This is a genomic window from Paraflavitalea sp. CAU 1676 (assembly GCF_029223285.1).
In the GTDB taxonomy this organism is placed as follows: Bacteria; Bacteroidota; Bacteroidia; order Chitinophagales; family Chitinophagaceae; genus Paraflavitalea.
The window spans coordinates 105,529-125,872 of record NZ_JARHUJ010000014.1 but is presented as its reverse complement, the minus strand read 5'-3'; the positions used below and the strand labels follow the sequence as shown (position 1 = coordinate 125,872).

Here is a 20,344-nt window from a genome sequence, read left to right as displayed (position 1 = left end):
AATTGCGTCTTAAACGTTTCCAGCACATGAAAAGAACCGGATTTCTTGCCCTGGTATTATGCGGCCTCCTGGCTTGCGGCGACAGCAAAACGCCCGATGTGTCCGATATCAAGGTTACCCTCAACGAAGAACGATTCGACAAAGACTTCTTTGCCATCGATACCAACCAGTTGATGCCCTCCCTGCAAAAACTGAGCAAGCAGTATCCGCATTTCATGACCGACTATTTTCAGAATATCTTAGGTCTTCCGCCCTTTGCCGGCGAGGGCGATCAGGCCACCCAACTCCTGAAACAGTTTTACCGCGATTATCTGCCGATCAGGGCCGCCGTAGAAAAGACTTTCCGCTCTACCACCCAATACGAAACGGAAGTAAAGAAGGGCCTGCAGTATACCAAATACTATTTTCCTGAATACAAAACCCCCGAAAAACTGATCTTCTATATTGGCCCGATGGACGCCCTTTATCAAGCTTCTTTGGGTAGTTATGGAGATGCGATCACTCCCGCCGGACTGGCCGTTGGCCTGCAGCTGCACCTGGGCAGCAACCACGAATTCTATACCAACGACCTGGGTCGTCAACTGTACCCTGCCTATATCTCACGCCGTTTTACACCCGACTATATCTCCGTTAATTGCATGAAAAATGTCATTGACGATATCTATCCGGAAAAGATCGCCGGCAAAACCCTGATCGAACAAATGGTAGAAAAAGGGAAACGTCTCTATGTGCTCGACAAACTGATGCCGAATACCGCCGATACCCTGAAGATCGGATATACCCAGAAGCAGCTTGAAGGCTGTTTCAGCAATGAAGGTCGCATCTGGAACTTTTTCCTGATCAACAGTCTGCTACTGAACAATGACCCCAGTTATACCAAGAATTTTATGGGCGAAGCGCCCCATACGCAGGAGCTGGGCCAGGGCTCACCCGGTTATATCGGCCTGTTCGTTGGCTGGCAGATCGTGAAGAAATACATGGAGAAGCACGGAGATTTAAAACTGCCCGACCTGCTGAAAACGCCGGCTATGAATATCTACCAGGAAAGTAAGTACAAGCCCAAATAAAAGAAGGAGCACTGCTTGTCGGGACAATTACCATGTCATCGGTTAGCAGTAAGACAGATAGTTGCCTTAAAGGGAACTGTGTGCAGACGCCCGAGCCGCCGGGCAAAAGCACAGAACAAACGCCGCTCAGGCCGCAACACTTTCTATTTCTTGCCCAGCTTCTTGCGGAACATCTCCCGCACTTCCTGCAATTCAATGATGTCTCTGAAAGCGTCTTTGGGAACGAGAAAGAAAGAACGGGCATCGAAGTAGAGGTGAAAAAAATAATGGCTTTCCACAAAGTGGCTGAAAGCCGCCCAGGGCCAGCCCTTCGCGCCACGTTCGGTTTCGAGAACCACTTCATTCTCCATGAAGTGCATCATAAAATGATCCTTGAAAGTGGCCGACCGGCGATAGATGCTCCCGGGCAAAAAACGCCAGATAACAAGCATGAGGACGAACCAAAGCAGCGAAAAGGCGAGGAAGGATATGGGCTGAATCTTCTTCAGACCAAACATAACGGCCGACAGGATCGCAAATACATTCACCAGCACCAGTAAGATCTTGATCTCGGGACGAGACAAAAAATGATACCTGAGCGCCTGTATCACTTCCTTTTTATCATAACCAAATTGGATCGTCATTCATACAAGGTTAAGGCGTAAAAATAAGGAATAGACGGAAACCGCCATTGCCATAATTTTGAAGCCGCATGAAAAGCAAGATTAAATGGTGGTTAATGATCCCACTGTTCCTGGCGGCCTGCCGGCAGCCGGTTCACCGCGCCTCCGTTACCCGTGGTTTTTATTACTGGAAATCAACCATGCATTTCACCAACAGCGAAACCGCCGCACTGGAAAAACTGCAGGTCAAAAAACTGTATGTCAAATTCTTCGACGTCGTTTGGGATGCCACCCGCCAGCAGCCGTTACCGGTTGCCAAACTGCAGCTTGATCCTTCCGCCACTTCCTGGCTATCGAACCATCCCGTAGCCATTGTACCCACGGTTTTCATTACCAATGAATGCATGCAGCAGGTAAAAGGCGAACAGGTACATGAACTGGCCGCCAACCTGCACGAACTGATGACTGCCACTGCCCAAGCGTTGCCTGCTGCCAACCCGGTGCCTGAAATACAACTCGATTGCGACTGGACAGCTACCAGTAAAGACAATTATTTTTCATTGCTGCAGGCACTGAAGGCCCTCCCTTTTTTCCAGCAAAAACAGGTATCCGCCACCATAAGACTTTACCAGTGCAAATACAAACAGAAAACCGGCATACCGCCGGTTGACCGCGGACTGCTCATGTGTTACAATATGGGCAACCTCAAAAGCCTGCAAACCAACAACTCGATATTGGAAGCGGCCGAATTGGAAAAGTATATTGGCAACCTGCAAGACTACCCTTTGCCGTTGGACGTGGCCCTACCCTTATTCGATTGGAAAGTATTGTATCAGCAACAAGCCTATGCCGGATTGATACAGGGACTGCCCGATTCGGCACTTCAGCGATCGGGCGCCGCACAACAATCAAAAAACCTGTTTACCATTACACGGGATACCACGTTGAATGGTTATGCGTTTAAAAAAGGAGATGTGATAAGACAGGAAGATGCTAATTTTGGGGAGATCATTAAAGCCACGAAGTTACTCAGGTCAAAACTGGTTACTCCAAAGATTACGGTAGCACTGTATCATCTCGATTCAATAAACCTTCATAAGTATTCTACGAATGAACTGGAAGAAATGTTTGATAGTATGTATTAACCTCGGCTGCCTTGCGATGCCCTACAATATCATCGGCTGTGCAGGCGGCGATGCCGATCCCTACGATTATTTTGTATCCTTCTTCAACAAGAACAACAGCGACGTGAAAGGCTACGAGCCTTTCTACTATACCAACTACCAGTTCCTGTACAGCGATCAGGAGCCGGTCACTACTTCGGATGTCACATCGGCCGAATGGGTAGGCTATGGCAACAACAGCTATACCGCCAACGATGCCAAAGCCTTTGTAACCGAGTACGCCCGCAAAGACCTCTCGAACCTGTATTTCCACCTCGAGAAGAACCAGCCACTGCAGGTTCCAGACTCTGTGAAGAACAATGGCATGACGAAGTTCTTCATGAACAGCAAGGATTTTGAAGCGCTCGGTTACATAATGTATGCCAAGCAGGTAGAGCCCAACGTTACCGGCAACTGGACCAGCTGGGAACCCATCGAGCGCGATACGGCCAAAATGGGTAAGCTTATAAAGAATGGTCAGCAATTGTATGCCGTTGCGAAGAACAACACCATCAAATTACGGTTCGCTTACCAGGTATTACGTCTCGCACACTACAGCAAGCGTTTCGCCGACTGCCTCCGCTGGTACGATGAGCTCATAAAACCCAATACCACACCCAGTATCCTGCACGATCTTTCGCTGGGCCTGAAAGCTGGATCGCTCATGCGACTCGGTAAGCAGGAAGAAGCCGCAGTGATCTTCAGTCAGCTGTTCAGTAAAAACGAAGTAAAGCGCGTATCGAACTATATGAGCTTCGATTGGAGCGTAAAACGATTTGATCAAAAGAACCGCAATGCCTGCCTCCAACTTTGCAAAACCAATGAGGACAAAGCCAACCTGCTGGGTCTGTTCGCCCTGGGCAGCAATGAGAATGAACTGGAAACCCTTAAAAAGATCTACCAGCTTTCGCCCAATGCGGCCCTGCTGAGCATACTCACCATCCGTGAAGTACACAAGGTGGAAGAGTCCTTTTATACGCCGGCCCTCGAGTTCGGGCAAGGCAAAACGAAAGCTTCTCTCAATTACTCCTCGATCACACCTACCGATTCCTCCTTCCTGGCGGCCCGTGCAGAGACACGCGAGCTCACGACATTCTGCCAACAGGTGGCCGGTAATAAAGCCATTACCGATAAAGGCCTGTACAGCATTGCAGCAGCCCATACGGCGCTCATCGCCGGCGACTATGCTGCCTCCCGCAAACTGCTGGATGGCGCGAAAAAACAAAAGCTCACAGCAGCCCAGCAAGATCAATGGGCTATGAGCAACCTGCTGCTCACGATCAACAACCAGGCAACGATCGATGCTGCTTTTGAAAAGCAATTATTGCCTTCGCTGCAATGGATGGAAAAGAAAGCGGCCACCGATGCCGAGTATGCCCGCTTCTACCGTCGTTTGTTTACAGAGATCCTCAGCCCCAAATACAAGAAAACCGACAGTTCCAAAGAGTTGCTGTGCATTGGCGTCGGCAACTGGATCAACCGGGAACTGGTGAAGGACGGATGGGGTTATGGCGGCTTGTACGCCATCAACATATTGAGAAATCAATTGACGGCACAACAGGTGGAAACGTTGATACAGTTGATGGAATCGAAGAAGCTCAGCGATTATGAGCAATACCTCCTCAAGCACAATTCATTCAGCAAAGACGACGTGAACGATATTGCCGGCACTACCTGGCTGCGTCAATTCGATTTTGCGAATGCAGAGAAATGGTTTGCCAAGGTATCGCCCGCCTATTACCAAACTGAAACGTTTGCCACCTACCTGGCAGCCAATCCTTTTGCCGACCTCATTCTCGATACCCATGCGCCAACCGACCAGGACAAGATAAAATACACCAAGCTCACCTTCAGCCGTAAAATGTGGGGACTGCAACAAGAAGTTGTCACTACGCAGGATCCGGAAAAGCAAGCCAAAGCTTATTATGAGCTGGCCAAAGGCGCCTACCATATGAGCTATTGGGGCAACAGCTGGATGTTGGTTCAATATGACTGGAGCGGCAATGATGGCCTCAGAGGTCCGGACGCTACAAAGCCCGGCGATAAAGAATACTATGGCGTATACAAAGCAGAAGAGTATTATAAGAAGGCGTTCGACCTCACGAAAGACCGCAACTTCAAAGCCCGTTGCCTGTTCATGATGGCCAAGTGCGATCAAAAGCAGATACCTGTTCCATCCTGGGACCAGGCAAAGGACTACGATGATTATGAGAAGCAGCAGAAGGCTTACGCCAAACGCATCCTGGCCAACCAGGCCATCTTCCCGGTACTGGCGAAGGAATATGGCACAACGGCCTTCTATAAGGAAGCCTACAATACCTGTAGTTACCTGAAAGATTTTGTGAACAGGAAGAAGTAAAGAGCACTACCCATCGTTTCAGATAAATCGAAAAGCCCGGGCATGGAGCCCGGGCTTTCTTATTCAACATCTTTCCGCTGTTTTTTCCCCCAACGAAAAAATGCCTTAAAGTCGATCTATGTGACTGAGAATGATCAGCAACCTCCATTAGCGTAAACCGCGTCCACACTTGGCTTTGCCGTTGGCAGCCTGGAAGGGAGTGATGAAACGGTTACATGATGTAGCAACGAGCATGGTAATGATGGCGATAGCCAGGATTGATTTCTTCATAACGTCCAGAATTATGTTGTTGAACAAGGGTGTTAACGAATCAGTGAACCAGAATTGTGTAGGGAGATTGATAAAACGATGCCAATTTTCCGCGCAGGCCGTGCCAGGCTTGTAATTGACTGAAGTTCTTTAAGTTCCCAATAGTGCTTTGATAATCGTCAAACGCCGGTTTGCCACAATTATTTCCCGCCATTGGAAAGGTCTGGGAAAAATAAAAAATCCGCCCATAGAAATGAGCGGATGAAGTTTATGTTAATAAACCGTCCAATATTTTTAGTAGACCTGACGGGCCACGGTAAGCAGCTTTCGGAACGACTCCCTCCGCGGCCTGCCAGGTCAGGTCGTTAATTCATTAGCTGCACCCCATGCTATTGCCGCAATTGAGGCATTTGTAGCAGGTACCGCTGCGGATGGTGATATGACCGCAGGTGTTACAAGCCGGTGCATCACTCTGCATGCTCTTGGCCGCTGCATTCACCGCATCCATACCAGCTTCTGCCTTCACAGGGCGGTAAGATGATTTCGCAGGCTCCGCATCGGCCGGCTTGTTGCTCTTGGGGCCAGCTACGATGCGCACATCACTCAGCTCGGGTGTCGACTTATCATATTCCAGCGAAGTCGGGATTTCGTCCCAGTCGTCGGTGCCGGTATTCATCACCTCGGGTTTGTCGAGCACGTGCACCAGGTCGGTACGGCCCAGGTATTCGTAAGCAAGTGCCCGGAATATGAAGTCTACGATCGACGTAGTACTCTTGATATTCGGGTGGTCTACCATGCCCGCTGGCTCGAAACGGGTGAACACGAATTTCTCTACAAACTCTTCCAGCGGCACACCATATTGTAATCCGATCGAGATGGAGATCGCGAAGCAGTTCAGCATGCTGCGCATGGTAGCCCCCTCTTTCGCCATATCGATAAAGATCTCTCCTACCGTTCCATCGGAGTATTCGCCGGTGCGGAGGAACATGGCCTGACCATTGATCTTGGCCTTTTGCGTAAACCCTCTCCGCTTGGCGGGTAAGGTTCTGCGTTCTACTATATGGGCCAGTTCGCGTTTTAGTTTGGTATCGGGCGAAGCCTGAACACGTTTTTGTACTTCCTCCAACAATTCGGCGATGGTGAGCTTACTCATATCCACGATATGCGATTCGGGAGTAGCAGCCGCAACAGGCGTTTCTTCGGCTTTGGCCTCTTCGGTAACGTCGGTTTTCTTCTTCTTGTCGCTCTTGTTGCTCAGCGGCTGGCTCAGCTTTGAACCGTCGCGGTAGAGGGCGCAGGCTTTGAGACCCAGCTGCCAGCTCATCATATAAGAGTCGGAGATCTCCTCTACACTTGCCTCGTTGGGCAGGTTGATGGTTTTGGAGATGGCGCCGCTCAGGAAGGGCTGTGTACCCGCCATCATACGGATATGACCATGTGCATGGATATAACGTTGCCCCTTTTGACCACATTTATTGGCGCAATCGAATACCGGCAGGTGCTCGTTCTTGAGATAAGGAGCGCCTTCGATCGTCATGGTACCGCATACGTAGTCGTTGGCGGCTTCGATCTGCTCATCGGTAAAGCCCAGTGCTTCCAGCAGGCTCCACTCGAAGTTGAAATACTGTTCGGGTTTGAAGCCAAGTCGTTGCAGGCATTCTTCACCCAGTGTGTATACGTTGAATACAAAGCCGATCTCGAAAGCAGAGCCTACAGCGGCATCCAGCTTTTTGATCTCTTCGGCGATGAATCCTTTTTCGCTTAAGGACTGGTGGTTGATATGGGGCGCTCCGGCGAAGGTGCCGGCACCTACCGCATATTTCACGATCGAGTCGATCTCATTGGTCTTGTAACCCAGGTTCTTCAACGCACTGGGTACCGATTGGTTGATGATCTTGAAGTAACCGCCGCCGCTGAGCTTCTTGAATTTCACCAGGGCGAAATCGGGCTCTACACCGGTCGTGTCGCAATCCATCACCAGTCCGATGGTGCCGGTAGGCGCGATCACCGTGGTTTGCGCATTGCGATAGCCGTATTGTTCGCCCAGCTTCACGGCATCATCCCATGCCTTGGTAGCTGCTTTCAGCAGGTAATCGGGGCAATAACGGGCTTTGATACCCACGGGCTTGATGCTGAGACCTTCATACTCATCGGCATCATAGGCCGCCAGGCGGTGGTTGCGCATGACGCGCAGCATGTCTTTCTTGTTTTCTTCGTACTTGGCGAAGGGCCCCATGATGGAAGCCAGTTCGGCCGAAGTTTTGTAAGCGATCCCCGTCATGATGGCCGTAAGGGCGCCGGCGATGCCGCGGGCTTCTTCGCTGTCGTAAGCGATGCCCATTACCATCAGCATAGAACCGAGGTTGGCATAACCCAGGCCCAGCGTGCGGTAATCGAAGCTCAGTTGTGCCACTTCTTTCGAAGGGAACTGAGCCATCAGTACGGATACTTCCAGCACCACCGTCCAGAGGCGGCAGGTATATTCAAAACCTTCCACATCGAACGTGTTGGTGGCTTCATCATAGAACTTACGGAGGTTGGCAGAGGCAAGGTTACAGGCCGTATTGTCGAGGAACATGTACTCGCTGCAGGGGTTGGAGGCGTTGATTCGTCCACCCTGCGGGCAGGTATGCCACTCATTAATAGTAGTATCGTATTGGGTGCCGGGATCGGCGCAGCGCCAGGCGGCATAAGATATCTGGTTCCATACCTCGCGGGAAGGGATGCGTTTCATGACGCGGCCGTCGGTACGGGCTTTCAGCTCCCAGTCTTCACCGGCTTCCAGCTTCTCGAAAAATTCGTTGGGGATGCGCACAGAGTTGTTGGAATTCTGTCCGCTCACAGTACGGTAAGCTTCTCCTTCATAATCGCTGGCATAGCCGGCATTGATGAGGGCGCTTACTTTCTTCTCTTCTTCCACCTTCCAGTTGATGAAGTCCAGGATCTCGGGGTGATCGAGGTCGAGACAAACCATCTTGGCAGCCCGGCGGGTGGTGCCTCCGCTCTTAATGGCGCCGGCAGCGCGGTCGCCGATCTTGAGGAAGCTCATGAGGCCGCTGGACGTGCCGCCGCCGCTGAGTTTCTCGCCTTCTCCGCGTATCTGGGAGAAATTGGTGCCTACACCGCTACCATATTTAAAGATACGGGCTTCACGTACCCAGAGGTCCATCAGCCCACCATCGTTCACCAGGTCGTCGGAAACGCTCAGGATGAAACAGGCGTGGGGTTGCGGACGCTCGTAGGCCGACGTGGAACTCTTTAATTGTCCATCTTTTTCATCAACATAATAGTGGCCCTGGGGTTTGCCGGTGATGCCGTAGCTTTCGTGCAAACCGGTATTGAACCACTGTGGACTATTGGGTGTACAGGCCTGGTTAATGATACAATATACCAGCTCCTCATAAAATACCTGTGCATCTTTGGCCGAAGCAAAGTAGCCGTATCGCTCACCCCATACCCTCCAGCAATTGGCCATACGATGCGCCACCTGCTTGATGGAAGTTTCGCGGCCTTTGGATCCGTCGGGCTGCGGTACGCCTGCTTTACGGAAATATTTTTGTGCAAGAATGTCTGTAGCGATCTGGCTCCACTGTTTGGGCACCTCAACATTAGTCATTTCAAAAACAATCTCTCCACTGGGGTTGCGGATTACCGACGAACGATAATCATACTCAAACTGGTCAAACACACTGACATCGTCGCGGGTATACCGACGGCTAAACTGCAAGCCCTTCGGAGATTGCTTTTTGCTGGACATAAGGTTAGTAATTAATGAGTTTACAATTAATAAAATTGATTGCTATCAGATTGGGTAGGAGGAGACGAAAATATCTTCCTCTACCGAAATTCCAATCTTGTAAATATGCACATCTTGTGGAAAAAGGAAGTGGAAAAATTCATAGCTCACACTGGCAGTGCATTTCTTCGCAGTCCCACATCTGGCAAGGGTTTCACAATAAAATATATTTGGTTGTGAACCATAAAAAGTCTATGTTAAAGAAGCGGTGATCATAGTAAAATCACTGTCTTCCAAACGTACTATTTCGAGTCGCAAAACAGTCTTCAAAACATATTGTTTAAAGTATAGTACTTTACTGTTTCATTATCAAAGCAAGCAGGTTCAATGAACCGGAAATACATAGGATGGAGTAGTAAAAAAGAGCATGCAATATTGGGACTAAATTTCATGAATACCATCATCACTTCACCGGGGTCGTCTGCAACTCAGTAAGTATCCAGATATCTTAACAGCTTTTTAATTCAACCGGTAATTTTCTAATCAATGCTTTAAGCATTTATCGTTTTTTTTGCAGGTATGAACTATCAGAGATTATTAGTCGTCCTGTTATTGCTTGCCGCCAATCGCCTCACTGCACAAACCCAACTCACCGGCTGGCTGGCCGATTTCAATACTGTCAAAATCAGTACCAAACTTAGTCTTCACTCTGACTTTCAATTAAGAAGCACGGATCAAATTGAACATGTACAAACTTTGTTGCTGCGGGCCGGCCTGAATTACCACGCCAGCAAAAAGATCGTGCTGACCGGTGGCTATGCTTATGTTCAAAATCGCCGGGTTATTGACGGGATAAGCGGTTATACGCCCGAGCACCGTATTTGGGAACAATTCTTGCTCACCCATCCGCTGACGATCGGCAAGGGGCTCCATGCACGGAAGGGAACCCTGGCACATCGTTTTAGGGTGGAGCAGCGGTTCATTGCCAAATCGCGTGTGTTGAACAACGAATTTGACAACTATGGCAATGTATTCGCCAACCGGCTTCGCTATTTCATCCGTAATGTAACGCCGCTGGTTCCCTGGTCGACTGCCGGTAAAGCCCCATTCCTCGCATTGCAAAATGAGGTATTTGTAAATTTTGGCGACAAATCGGGGGTCAACGGGGAATTTTTCGATCAAAACCGGGCTTATATTGCTCTCGGATATCGTTTTCATAAGAGTTTTGATGCAGAAATGGGATACATGAATCAGTATGTAAATGGCCGTGGAAATGCGTTTGTGAACAATCACATCGTACAACTAGCCACTTACGTACGTTTATAAGTGATTATCCACATACTTAATTAACTGCGTGAAAGCCAAAAACTTTTCGCATTTTTGTAATAGATCCAATAGCTAAGGCATGACGAATCGTATCTATCAATCTCTACTACAACAGAAAGCGAAAGGACATAAGTCGTTTGCCGTACTCATTGATCCAGATAAGGTAAACGCAGCGAAGATTGACGAGCTTACCACCTTGGCGGTGGAAGCGGGAGTAGATTATCTCTTTGTAGGTGGAAGCCTGGTTATATCGAACCAGCTGGATGAGGTTGTACAGCAAATAAAGCGGAATTGTGACATCCCGGTGATCCTGTTTCCCGGTAGCCCCTCTCAGGTTACCCGGTACGCCGATGCCTTATTATATCTCTCTGTCATTTCGGGCCGCAACCCAGAGTTGCTCATTGGCCAGCACGTTATATCAGCCCCCTTCGTAAAGCAAAGTGGCCTGGAGATCATCTCTACGGGTTATATGGTCATCGATGGCGGGGCGCCCACAACAGTTTCTTATATCAGCAATACGGCCCCCATTCCGGCCGATAAGAACGAAATAGCGATGTGTACCGCCATGGCCGGCGAAATGCTGGGCATGAAGCTGATCTATATGGATGCCGGCAGCGGCGCCCGCCGCCCGATCACCGAAAGTATGATCGAGAAGGTATCGCAGGTTATCGAAGCCCCCCTCGTTATTGGCGGCGGCATCACCAATCCCGAGAAGGCTTACCTCAATTGCAAGGCCGGCGCCGACGTGATCGTGATCGGCAACGCCATTGAAAAGGACGCCTCCCTTATCCGGGAAATGAGCGCCGCCATCCATTCGGTGCCCGTAAAGACCTCATAATTAATCCTTTATTGCATTTTAAGCTAGTCGCAAGCACTCGACAGCTACGCTAATGCCCTGACTAACAGGCGCATAGGTCTACTCTTATTGCCTGAATACTTAGCCCGAATGGCACTGGAGTGCACTAAAACAGGCAGTTTTCATAGAGGGCCAGTGCGGTTTGCAGTGAAGTACAGTGCCTATCGAACCGGTTATTCAGGCGGGTGCACGCGTGTTAAGTGCGAACCCGGCCTACGCGGTACCCAGCCCCTTTGGTCCCTTGACCTCCTGACTGGGGTGCCCGAAGTTCCGGCCCCGGTCCCCGGGTAATTCGCATCTGCCACCTTAAGCCTCCCAGCTCCGAATTCACCTACCCCAGGCTCCAACCACCCTGTCGCATCTGCCTCTCAATTCTGCCCCGGCCCCGGTAAGTCGCATCTTCCCCTCAATTCAAACCCGCCGATCGCACCTATCTCCTGTGCCCCTGCCCCACAAGTCGCATCTGCCCCGTACCCCCACCCTGCTCAACCAATCCCCTTTCCCAGTTGTTTGAATTTTGCAATCAACGGTTTGAAAACCGTAATTTGTTGGGTTGCCGGGGAGTGTAGCTTTGTATAGACATCAGCACCGCTCCATATTCTTCACCCGCATAATTATAGCCTTATGACTTTGGAGAAATCAGAAACACTAGAGGAGTTTTACAAAAAGAAATTCAACTACCTGCCGCAGAACCTCAAGCAGGATATCGGACACTTCAATGTTTTCAAGATTGAAGACACTACCGGCCCCCATGGAACACCCGCTAAATACAGCCGCCGTGAATTTTACAAGATAACCATGATGCGCGGCAACAATATCTGCCACTATGCCGATAAAAGTATCGAAGTGTCGGGCACTACCCTCATGTTCTTCAATCCCAATGTACCCTATGCCTGGGATTGCGGCGTGGATGGCGTAACTGGCTACTTCAGCATATTTACCGACGGTTTCTTTAATGGTAAGATGCGTGGCAGCATACAGGACTTTCCCATGTTTGCGCCCGGTGGTAAACCCGCCTACCCATTAACCCCCGAGCAGGACAAACAGGTGTCCGCCATTTACCAGAAGATGCAGGAAGAGATCAATTCAGATTATGTATACAAATACGATCTGCTACGTAACTATGTCACCGAGCTGATCCATTTTGCACTGAAGATTCAGCCCGCCGAAGCCCTGTACCAGCATCCCAATGCCAAAGCAAGGATCACGGCTGTATTTACGGAATTGCTCGAAAGGCAGTTTCCCATCGAATCGCCTTCGCAACGGTTTACCCTGCGCTCGGCCAATGATTTTGCCCAGCAGCTGGCGGTGCATGTGAACCATCTTAACAGGGCAATCAAGGAAACAACCGGCAAAACAACTTCCGAACATATATTCGATCGCGTGATCGCCGAAGCCAAGGCGTTGCTCAAGCATACCAACTGGAACGTATCGGAGATCAGTTATAGCCTCGGCTTTGAAGAGCCGGCGCATTTCAATAACTTTTTTAAGAAGCAGGTAGCCATAACACCCACCGCTTACCGCAATGCCTGAGATGCTTTGAACAGCGCTTCCTGCTCTTTCGGGTGACGGATAGCAGAAGTTGATGGCGGGCATCAGATGGCAGCGGCAGATAGCAAATGCACCGGCACTCAGTGGCGGACAACATAAATGCGATGCCAGCGAGTACCTGCACCGGCACACAACAAAAATGCACCGGCCCGTTCTTACGAACGAACCGGTGCATTTTCATTTACGGGAAAACCTATTTGACAAACCACTCGCTCCTCTCCACTCTACACCACGGTACTTGTGACTTCGTCACATGACCATCATGGCTCTACCGTAACCGCCGATCCTTCCACCCAATGCTTCTCCTCGGGTGTATAATACTGATAAGCATTGCTGGCCTTCGCTTTATAGCTACCACCTATTTCTGCTTTAAGATCCAGGTTGATCGTTTTGGTTTCGTTCCCGTCGAAAGATGTCCAGTAAAACACCAGCCAGTTGTCGAACAACTCGTAATAGGCTACCTGGTTCTTTTCCAGGATCTCTTTCAATTGCCAGGGCTGTACGGTGAGGCCAGCCGGTATGCCGATCTTGGCGATCGTCATGGGCAAAGCGTACTGCTCTTTATTCGTCACGGCGATCTCCATGCGTACTGTTTGGCCTACGCGCACAATAGTATCTGCCAGTTGAGTAGAGAGCTTCACGGCTGTCTTTTCATTGGATGGAGGAATATGTGTATGGTAATTCACTTCAAACTGGTAAGGAATATAACTGCTGTCGTCGCTATACTTTACAGAGAACTCATTCTTACCCGCACGAAGCAACAGCGGCGACATGGTACCCGGCACAACGGTTTGCTTATTAAGCGTAATATGTACTTTCGTTTCGTTGTCAGCCCTTTTTCTGAATTCATGGTAGCTCACCAGGGCCTGCAGGGCCAACACGGTGCCCTGGGTGGAGCCAAATCCATAGTAACTTTTTCTTTTTAGTATTTCCGACAGCACGCCATACAAGGTTGGCAATTCACTGAATTTATCGTGCATCAGCGCCAATGCGTACAATGAATAAGTTTCCACCTTCAGCGATTCGCCGTAGGAGCCAACCATGCTGGTATTTGCCTTCAACCTGTTTTCCTCGTAAAGCTTGTTGGCCAGCGATATCAACTGGCGATAATCATGTTGTTGTTTCATCGCGATCGCCGCATTCGCCATCATGGCTACCATGTACCCGTCCCTTAGGGTTAATGCACGCTGTACCGCTGCCTGATATTGGGGAAAGACCTCCTGGCCATAACCAGCCTTCGCCATGGCATATACGACATAACAATTACCGACATCTTTATACATTCCCGCAAAGCTGTCATAGCCTTGACTGGAATGTTTGAACCCAGCCAGCGTATCGCGGTGTTGCAGCAAAAATACTTTGGTGCGCTCCAGCATCTTTTCATCTACTTCGATAAATGCTTTCATATCGGTAAACTCCAGCAATCCATAAGCCGTTAACCCGAGGTGCCCGGGTGCGTGACCAAACCACTCAAAGCCACCCTTCGGCGTCTCAAATGAAAGCAGTCGTTTGTATCCTGATCTCAGGTATTTCATAGCCCGCGCTTCCAATTCGGCAGATGCCATTCCTTTACTCCGCAGGTATTTTATTACCAGCATATTAGGATATACTGTAGAAGACGTTTGTTCAAAACAACCATACGGTTCCCTGATCATCGACTCAATACCATCCATCAATTGCTCATCGATCTCTCTGAACAGTTTCAGGTTTGTTCGATAGCTAAATGGTACCGGAGAAGCTATGGGAAAAGTATGCTCTGTTGTTTTATCGCCCGAGAAAACCAATGATACAGGAAAGCCCTGCGGATTCACCTGCACCGGCCAGGACAGGATCTGTTTATGGCCATTGCCTTCTACTACCACCCTGATCAATCCCTGCGCCTTGTCGCTGGCGATTACGGGCACCAGGATCTGCCGGGCACTATCCTTACCTATGCTGGCAATACAGTCGAATGGCTGCAACAGCAAGCCCTTAGGCATCCCGAGATCGATGGTTACCTGCATATCCGCTCCACTGTTATTGGTGATGACAAGTGGTAGTAACGCTTTATCACCCACGGTGAAATACGGAGGTATTTTAATGTCCACACTCAGCGGCTCGCTCACTGCATAGGTATGTTCTTTTCTACCTGCCAATCCATTGTATCCAATACCTTCAGCAATAGTCCGGAACGTAGTAGTTGCATCGGAATTATAGAAAGTCACTTCAGCCTCTCCTTTCCCATTTGTCTGAACAACACCATTCCAGTAAATGGTTTCCCGGAAATCATCGCGAACATCGGTATGCGTGGTGACATATTGAGGTGCATAGAATTTCCGAACAACCGGTCTCGTTGCTTCGAGTGGTTTAATACTGACCATACCAAAAGCGTACCAGTTGGTGACATCGACAACGATCGATTCAATGCCCGATTTACGGGTTTCGATGACTATAACCCCATTGGCCCCCTGCGCTCCGTAAAGAGCGATCGCAGCTGCGTCTTTGAATACAGTTACTGAAGATATTTCGGAGGGATTGATCGATTGCAACCTGAAGTCTTCCACCGGCACACCATCCATGATCATCAGGGGGGGCTGGCTACCTGTAAGCGATCCCATGCCACGGACGGAAATCCGCAACTTATCCGCCTCATTGAATTGCGGCGTAACGATCAGGCCAGGCACCCTGCCCTGCAATGCGTTGTAGATGGGGCCATAGAGTTCCATGCTGTTTATCCGCAGCAGGGAAGTCGAAAGCATGCGTTGTGATATAGCCCCATATCCCACGACCACTACATCGTTGAGGTTGGAAGAGGTCATCAGCTTTTGGTCCAGCTCCATTACCTGAACGTTTTCCGTCGCGGATAATAATTGTTTCACTTCCCCGACAAGCGGTTCATCGGTTACCGCAGCGCCAGGCAGCAGGTTCCTGTCTTCGCGCCGAAGAAAAGTATTTTGCTGCTGTATCGGAGTATGTCCGATCCCGTTTCGATGCACGATTATAAACGGTTTACCCATCTTCTCCACCGGCTTTGCCAACAGGCTGTATTCGGTGCGGGGCAGCAGGTTGGTAAACTGGAACGAACCGTCGGGGCGGGTAGATGATTGGATCAGTTCCTGTGGTCCTCCTTGCCGCACAAGATAGACGGCCGTTTGTAATGGCTTGCCTCCCTTATCGAGCACCACGCCACTGATCACGTGCCCCTGGTCGAACAGGTATTTCACTTTCTTGGTTTCCTGCACTTCCTTAACATAGTCGAAATACCGGTAACCGTGGGTCATCATTACCAGGTCGAGCGCCATGCTTGCTTTGGGTTCGTTGATGTCGAAATAAAACAAGGGCTCCTCAATGGTGCCCGCAAGCTCGGAGCTCATGAGCAACCAGGAAAGGATATTGTGCTGCTTGTCGTTGGCCAGCGTCCACAACTTGTCATCAACAACAGCCAGCGATATATTGGAAGCAATGGGCCGATCGTTGACATCAGTTGTTTTTATCTTCAATAGCACCTTCTCGCGTGGTCCATACAGTTGCTTGTTGGGATGCAGAGAAATCTGCAGACCCTTGTTCTCATGCATGAACACGAGCCTTTCCTGCAAAGATTGATCCCGGCGGTCTTTTACCTCAAACCTTGTAATGCCAGCGGGAAAAACAGCCTGATCGATCTCCACCGTCGACCTGCCTTTTACATACAGATCCTGTGAGTAATACAAACTATCGCGTGAATACGCTGATAGAGAGACCATTTGCACTTTTGACGACTGAAGGTTCACCTGAACCGTATACTTCGTTTTCAGGATGTTCATAACCAGCCCTGATGGTAATGCCTCCGGTAAAGTATATGACTCCCTGATGCCTGCAGGTGTCGTGATCACGGCTCTATAAGAAGCGCCGGGCTGTGGCATAAAGAAACATTTGCCCATGCCCCTGTGGTAGCTTTCGAATGCCGTAACTATATTTCCCGATTGATCCACGATGTTTCCCTTCACATCGGCGCCCTTTCCATATTCATCGACTGCTTTAAAGGCAATAATGGCTGGCAGTCCCACCACCATATTGCCGCTTTCGGGCAAAAACTGCAGGTCGATCTTATTCAACACGATCGGGATACTGCGGGATACCGATTCGGTGTAAGCGTTGTATTGAACAGTTACGTTTAGCAAACCATCGTTAACGGCCAGGTCCTGCGGAAGCCTAAACCTGATCTTTGCCTGGCCCTGAGCATCCGTTTTCAAATGCGACGTGCTGACCGTCTGACCTCCGATAGCTACAGTGTAGGCAATATCGTGTGCACCTATCGGCTGGTCTTTTAAATTTCGCATGGAAAAATCAGCAACCGCTTCATCGCCCGCCCCATAACCTTTGGCCGCAAAATCGAGCTTCATCAAAATCCTTGGCGCGATCAGTTTCTGCAGGTAGATCTCTTTCGTAAATATTGTTCGCTCTTCTTCATTACGCATCCAGGTAGTATACGCCCGCAACTTATAGATACCCCCCTTGGCCGTGGAATCAAAATTCCAGGCTCCTTCGGCATAGCCATCGGTTACCGGCAGTGTCATCTTCTGGGCGATACTGCCCGCGGGGTTAATGACCTCCACATAAATCGTCTTACTCAGGAACGATGGCTTTTGCGTCCTGGCATCCACGAGATAACATTTGAAAAAAACAGTTTCACCGGGCTTGAAGTACACATGGTTGGCGTGCAGGTAAACTTTTTCCTTCATGGAAGCATAATCCCATAGCTGGGTATAGCCGGTAAGTGGCAACAGACAATACGCTATGATGAAAGAGGCAGCAACATATCGGGTTATAGTTCTCAGCATACGATTAGAATTGAAGGGAAAGATTGAATGCCAGTGAACGGGCAGAAGGGAGGTTGAAGAAGTCAAGTCCCGCCGTGTTGGGCTGATCTAGCAGCAATTGGGCTGGATCGGCTCCTTTGTAGGGAGTCCAGATGATGAAATTGCCGCCATGAAGGCCCAGGGTTAACTGCGGCTTTCCATAATTATTTGGGAACTTATACACCAGGCTGAGGTTGCCGAGGCGCAGGTAATCACCTTTTTGAATATACGTTTCTGCAACACCACTGTATCCATAACGAACCCAGCGGTTGGCTTCAAGCGGTTGCGTTGGGTCGTAAAACTTTACCGGAATGTCATTCACATGACCATTGGCCAATACGCCAGGGAATATATAATTCTCCGTGTTTCGGGCATCACCCGATGTTCCGGAACGGCCGTAGTAATCCAGCACGGCCTGTGTGCCATTCCAGATATCGCCGCCTTTCTTCCACTCGAGGTTTGCGGAAAGACTGAAGTGTTTCCAATAAACTACCGGGTTGTATTTAATCACAAAATCAGGAATGGGATTTCCGATAACAACGGACTGATTGCCTGCCAGGGGATAGCCATCATTTCCGATGAGGATATTATTATGCGCATCGCGTAGGTAGGCATTGCCGGCGATGGCCCCCAGTACTTCTCCTGCTGCCAGCACTTTGTGCACATTACTGAAGCCGGCCAGTGGCACCATTTGCCGGCCATCCTGCACCTTCAACACTTTATTGTTGTATGTAAAGAAACTCAGGTTGTGATCGATGCGCAAGGCATTCGATCCGTAGCCATGCCGCCCCTGCAGGTAATTGAGGGTAAATTCATATCCCTGATTCTTATGAGAGGCCATGTTGTGCAATTGCAGCATTCCATTATTCAGTATTGGGAAAACATCGTCATACGTATTCCTGCTGAAAACTTCTGCAGAGAATTGCAGCTGATAATCGAGGCGGAGCTCAAGTTTACCGGTCCACTCCTGGTGGCGGATCGCTTTCAGCTTATCGAAGCTTTCCACCTCCATCACCGGGAAATAACGCAGGAAGTCAGCTACCGGGTACTGCAACAACGCCAGGTGCCCCATGGAGCGGTCGATGGGCAGCTCGCTATTGAACCGGTTAAAAGATCCTGAGAATTTGATACGCAGGTTGTCAACGACATTATCATTTAGGTCTATACTGGCATTTATACCTGGAAGAAAAAAAGCATCGCGGGCGGCGGTGTTGGAAAAGTACATCTTGTTATTTACCTGCGCGCTTAACTCCACATCTCCTAAATATTTACGGAACCGATAGGCGAAGGACAGGTCGTTGACGCTGCGTTGGTACCGGTAGGCCTTACCCGGTGTGTACACTATCGTCGACCTATTGTCGCTGAACAGGTAATTAATAGTGCCCGCCATTTCACCCCGGTTAATATTCCAAAAGTATCCCAATTCGCCGGCGACGTTGTACCTGGTGTCTTTCTTTTGCCTTGCGGCGGTAGTGCCTGAGGGATACCAGGCAGTACCAGGTTTGTATTGTTCCAGCGTGCCCAGGTTAGTGTGCTCTGTGGAAGGCGCTATCTTCCACCGGAATTTTCCATTTCTCTTATCGGCCGAGAAACTGGCGCCGTTCGTGTTGCGCCCGTAAGTATTGCCATTATCTTTCAACAAAAACCAGGGGTTATCGCCCTGCGGGCTATAACTTCTCTGGCCACCGGCCAGGATATATCCTTGTGCATTGTCGAAGGTAGTGGGTGTGAGCAGCGATTGCTGGTAGGCTCTATTTAGAAAACCGATCCGGTTGCTATTGGAGAAATCATCCCTTATAGAGTAATATTGCGCAAATAACGAAGTTTGTTTAACGTAGGAATGCAGGTTGACCATCAGCTCATCGGTCTTGTTCTGGTTGCTGCTGAGTACCAGGTTGTCTATCACTTTCTTCAGCCGCACATTGGTCCATATCTTATTGGATCCTTTCTCTACAAACCTGGCTCTCAGCGTAAGCGCCTGTTCGAAAAAAGAGCCGGTTCGTAAAACACTGTTGTCATAGTCATGCGCCTTAACACCACTACCGGTACCGGCAGGCACCAGCCGGCCATAATCGTCGTAGGGATATATGCTATTGTCATATTCAAGAGCTGTCAGTGGAGGTCCGTAACTGTATAACTCTCCCGTCTCGGCCCCCCGCCATTGTAATTTGCCTCCCACCGTTCTGCCCTGAGCGTAGGCAGATTGAAGATCGGGCGTGTTATTAGCCCACTTCACACCAGCTGTACTGGTAAAAGAACCTCCCAACCGTATTTCCTGCCTGGAATAAGAGACGATGTTGGCAACACCATTCCGGATACGGATCTTTCTCACCGGAGAATAGTCATAATAATATCCTGAACTATTGGATCTTATTTTTCGGAATACCGTTTGGACACCCTGGCTGCTTTTTGATCGCAGACTATCATTCCGGATCAGGTCAAGGTATTCAGACGATATAACAGGCTGTACCTCCTGGCTATGGGCAATAAAAGGCAAGAGCAGTAAAGCAGGTAACAATCGCTTCATGCAAATCATTTTGGTAATACAATAAGTGTTATTGCTAATTATGGATGCCCGAAATGGCGGCATTACACAAGGCGCTTGAGAAAATATTCCC

The 20,344-nt window shown here is 49.4% G+C and carries 11 protein-coding genes; 6 read left to right on the top strand and 5 right to left on the bottom strand.

Annotated elements, in window-relative coordinates; all coding sequences use genetic code 11:
• The first annotated feature begins 26 nt into the window (after nucleotides 1-26).
• A complete protein-coding gene (locus P2H89_RS34695; RefSeq protein ID WP_275836050.1) occupies nucleotides 27-1,067 on the top strand; it encodes a hypothetical protein in 1,041 nt (346 codons plus the stop codon).
• A gap of 143 nt (nucleotides 1,068-1,210) precedes the next feature.
• On the opposite strand, the gene P2H89_RS34690 is transcribed toward P2H89_RS34695, so the two are convergent.
• Nucleotides 1,211-1,690, bottom strand: a complete 480-nt coding sequence (locus P2H89_RS34690) for a YcxB family protein (RefSeq protein WP_275836048.1) — start codon at nucleotides 1,688-1,690, stop codon at nucleotides 1,211-1,213.
• A gap of 68 nt (nucleotides 1,691-1,758) precedes the next feature.
• Between P2H89_RS34690 and P2H89_RS34685 the strand changes: the two genes are divergently transcribed.
• Together P2H89_RS34685 and P2H89_RS34680 are read left to right on the top strand one after the other, a co-directional pair.
• On the top strand, nucleotides 1,759-2,814 hold the full coding sequence (locus P2H89_RS34685) for a hypothetical protein (protein WP_275836046.1): 1,056 nt from the start codon (nucleotides 1,759-1,761) through the stop codon (nucleotides 2,812-2,814).
• A 16-nt stretch (nucleotides 2,815-2,830) separates the two neighbouring features.
• On the top strand, nucleotides 2,831-5,191 hold the full coding sequence (locus P2H89_RS34680; protein WP_275836044.1) for a hypothetical protein: 2,361 nt from the start codon (nucleotides 2,831-2,833) through the stop codon (nucleotides 5,189-5,191).
• 147 nt (nucleotides 5,192-5,338) lie between these two features.
• Here P2H89_RS34680 and P2H89_RS34675 read toward each other — a convergent pair whose 3' ends face one another.
• Complete coding sequence (locus P2H89_RS34675) at nucleotides 5,339-5,461, bottom strand: hypothetical protein (RefSeq protein ID WP_275836042.1); 123 nt, start codon at nucleotides 5,459-5,461, stop codon at nucleotides 5,339-5,341.
• Between the two features lie 352 nt (nucleotides 5,462-5,813).
• The gene (locus tag P2H89_RS34670; RefSeq protein WP_275836040.1) at nucleotides 5,814-9,197 is read right to left on the bottom strand and encodes a vitamin B12-dependent ribonucleotide reductase; all 3,384 of its coding nucleotides are present in this window, start codon (nucleotides 9,195-9,197) and stop codon (nucleotides 5,814-5,816) included.
• Between the two features lie 558 nt (nucleotides 9,198-9,755).
• Between P2H89_RS34670 and P2H89_RS34665 the strand changes: the two genes are divergently transcribed.
• The 3 genes from P2H89_RS34665 to P2H89_RS34655 all read left to right on the top strand — a co-directional run bounded on the left by P2H89_RS34665 (nucleotide 9,756) and on the right by P2H89_RS34655 (nucleotide 12,891).
• On the top strand, nucleotides 9,756-10,502 hold the full coding sequence (locus tag P2H89_RS34665) for a DUF2490 domain-containing protein (protein ID WP_275836038.1): 747 nt from the start codon (nucleotides 9,756-9,758) through the stop codon (nucleotides 10,500-10,502).
• Between the two features lie 79 nt (nucleotides 10,503-10,581).
• Nucleotides 10,582-11,340, top strand: a complete 759-nt coding sequence (locus P2H89_RS34660) for a geranylgeranylglyceryl/heptaprenylglyceryl phosphate synthase (protein ID WP_275836036.1) — start codon at nucleotides 10,582-10,584, stop codon at nucleotides 11,338-11,340.
• Between the two features lie 642 nt (nucleotides 11,341-11,982).
• Nucleotides 11,983-12,891: an AraC family transcriptional regulator gene (locus tag P2H89_RS34655; protein ID WP_345799386.1), complete on the top strand. Its 909-nt coding sequence runs from the start codon at nucleotides 11,983-11,985 to the stop codon at nucleotides 12,889-12,891.
• Between the two features lie 278 nt (nucleotides 12,892-13,169).
• Here P2H89_RS34655 and P2H89_RS34650 read toward each other — a convergent pair whose 3' ends face one another.
• Both P2H89_RS34650 and P2H89_RS34645 read right to left on the bottom strand, forming a co-directional pair.
• A complete protein-coding gene (locus P2H89_RS34650; RefSeq protein ID WP_275836035.1) occupies nucleotides 13,170-17,708 on the bottom strand; it encodes a TonB-dependent receptor plug domain-containing protein in 4,539 nt (1,512 codons plus the stop codon).
• A gap of 4 nt (nucleotides 17,709-17,712) precedes the next feature.
• Nucleotides 17,713-20,253 (bottom strand): hypothetical protein, encoded by a 2,541-nt coding sequence (locus tag P2H89_RS34645; protein ID WP_275836033.1) that lies wholly within the window; start codon nucleotides 20,251-20,253, stop codon nucleotides 17,713-17,715.
• Nucleotides 20,254-20,344: the final 91 nt, after the last annotated feature.

Bases quoted from the DNA above. Each gene is read 5' to 3' on its own strand.
- P2H89_RS34650 (WP_275836035.1), bottom strand. From the start codon at position 17,708: ATGCTGAGAACTATAACCCGATATGTTGCTGCCTCTTTCATCATAGCG.
- P2H89_RS34675 (WP_275836042.1), bottom strand. From the start codon at position 5,461: ATGAAGAAATCAATCCTGGCTATCGCCATCATTACCATGCTCGTTGCT.
- P2H89_RS34655 (WP_345799386.1), top strand. From the start codon at position 11,983: ATGACTTTGGAGAAATCAGAAACACTAGAGGAGTTTTACAAAAAGAAA.
- P2H89_RS34665 (WP_275836038.1), top strand. From the start codon at position 9,756: ATGAACTATCAGAGATTATTAGTCGTCCTGTTATTGCTTGCCGCCAAT.
- P2H89_RS34670 (WP_275836040.1), bottom strand. From the start codon at position 9,197: ATGTCCAGCAAAAAGCAATCTCCGAAGGGCTTGCAGTTTAGCCGTCGG.
- P2H89_RS34690 (WP_275836048.1), bottom strand. From the start codon at position 1,690: ATGACGATCCAATTTGGTTATGATAAAAAGGAAGTGATACAGGCGCTC.
- P2H89_RS34685 (WP_275836046.1), top strand. From the start codon at position 1,759: ATGAAAAGCAAGATTAAATGGTGGTTAATGATCCCACTGTTCCTGGCG.
- P2H89_RS34680 (WP_275836044.1), top strand. From the start codon at position 2,831: ATGCCCTACAATATCATCGGCTGTGCAGGCGGCGATGCCGATCCCTAC.
- P2H89_RS34645 (WP_275836033.1), bottom strand. From the start codon at position 20,253: ATGAAGCGATTGTTACCTGCTTTACTGCTCTTGCCTTTTATTGCCCAT.
- P2H89_RS34660 (WP_275836036.1), top strand. From the start codon at position 10,582: ATGACGAATCGTATCTATCAATCTCTACTACAACAGAAAGCGAAAGGA.
- P2H89_RS34695 (WP_275836050.1), top strand. From the start codon at position 27: ATGAAAAGAACCGGATTTCTTGCCCTGGTATTATGCGGCCTCCTGGCT.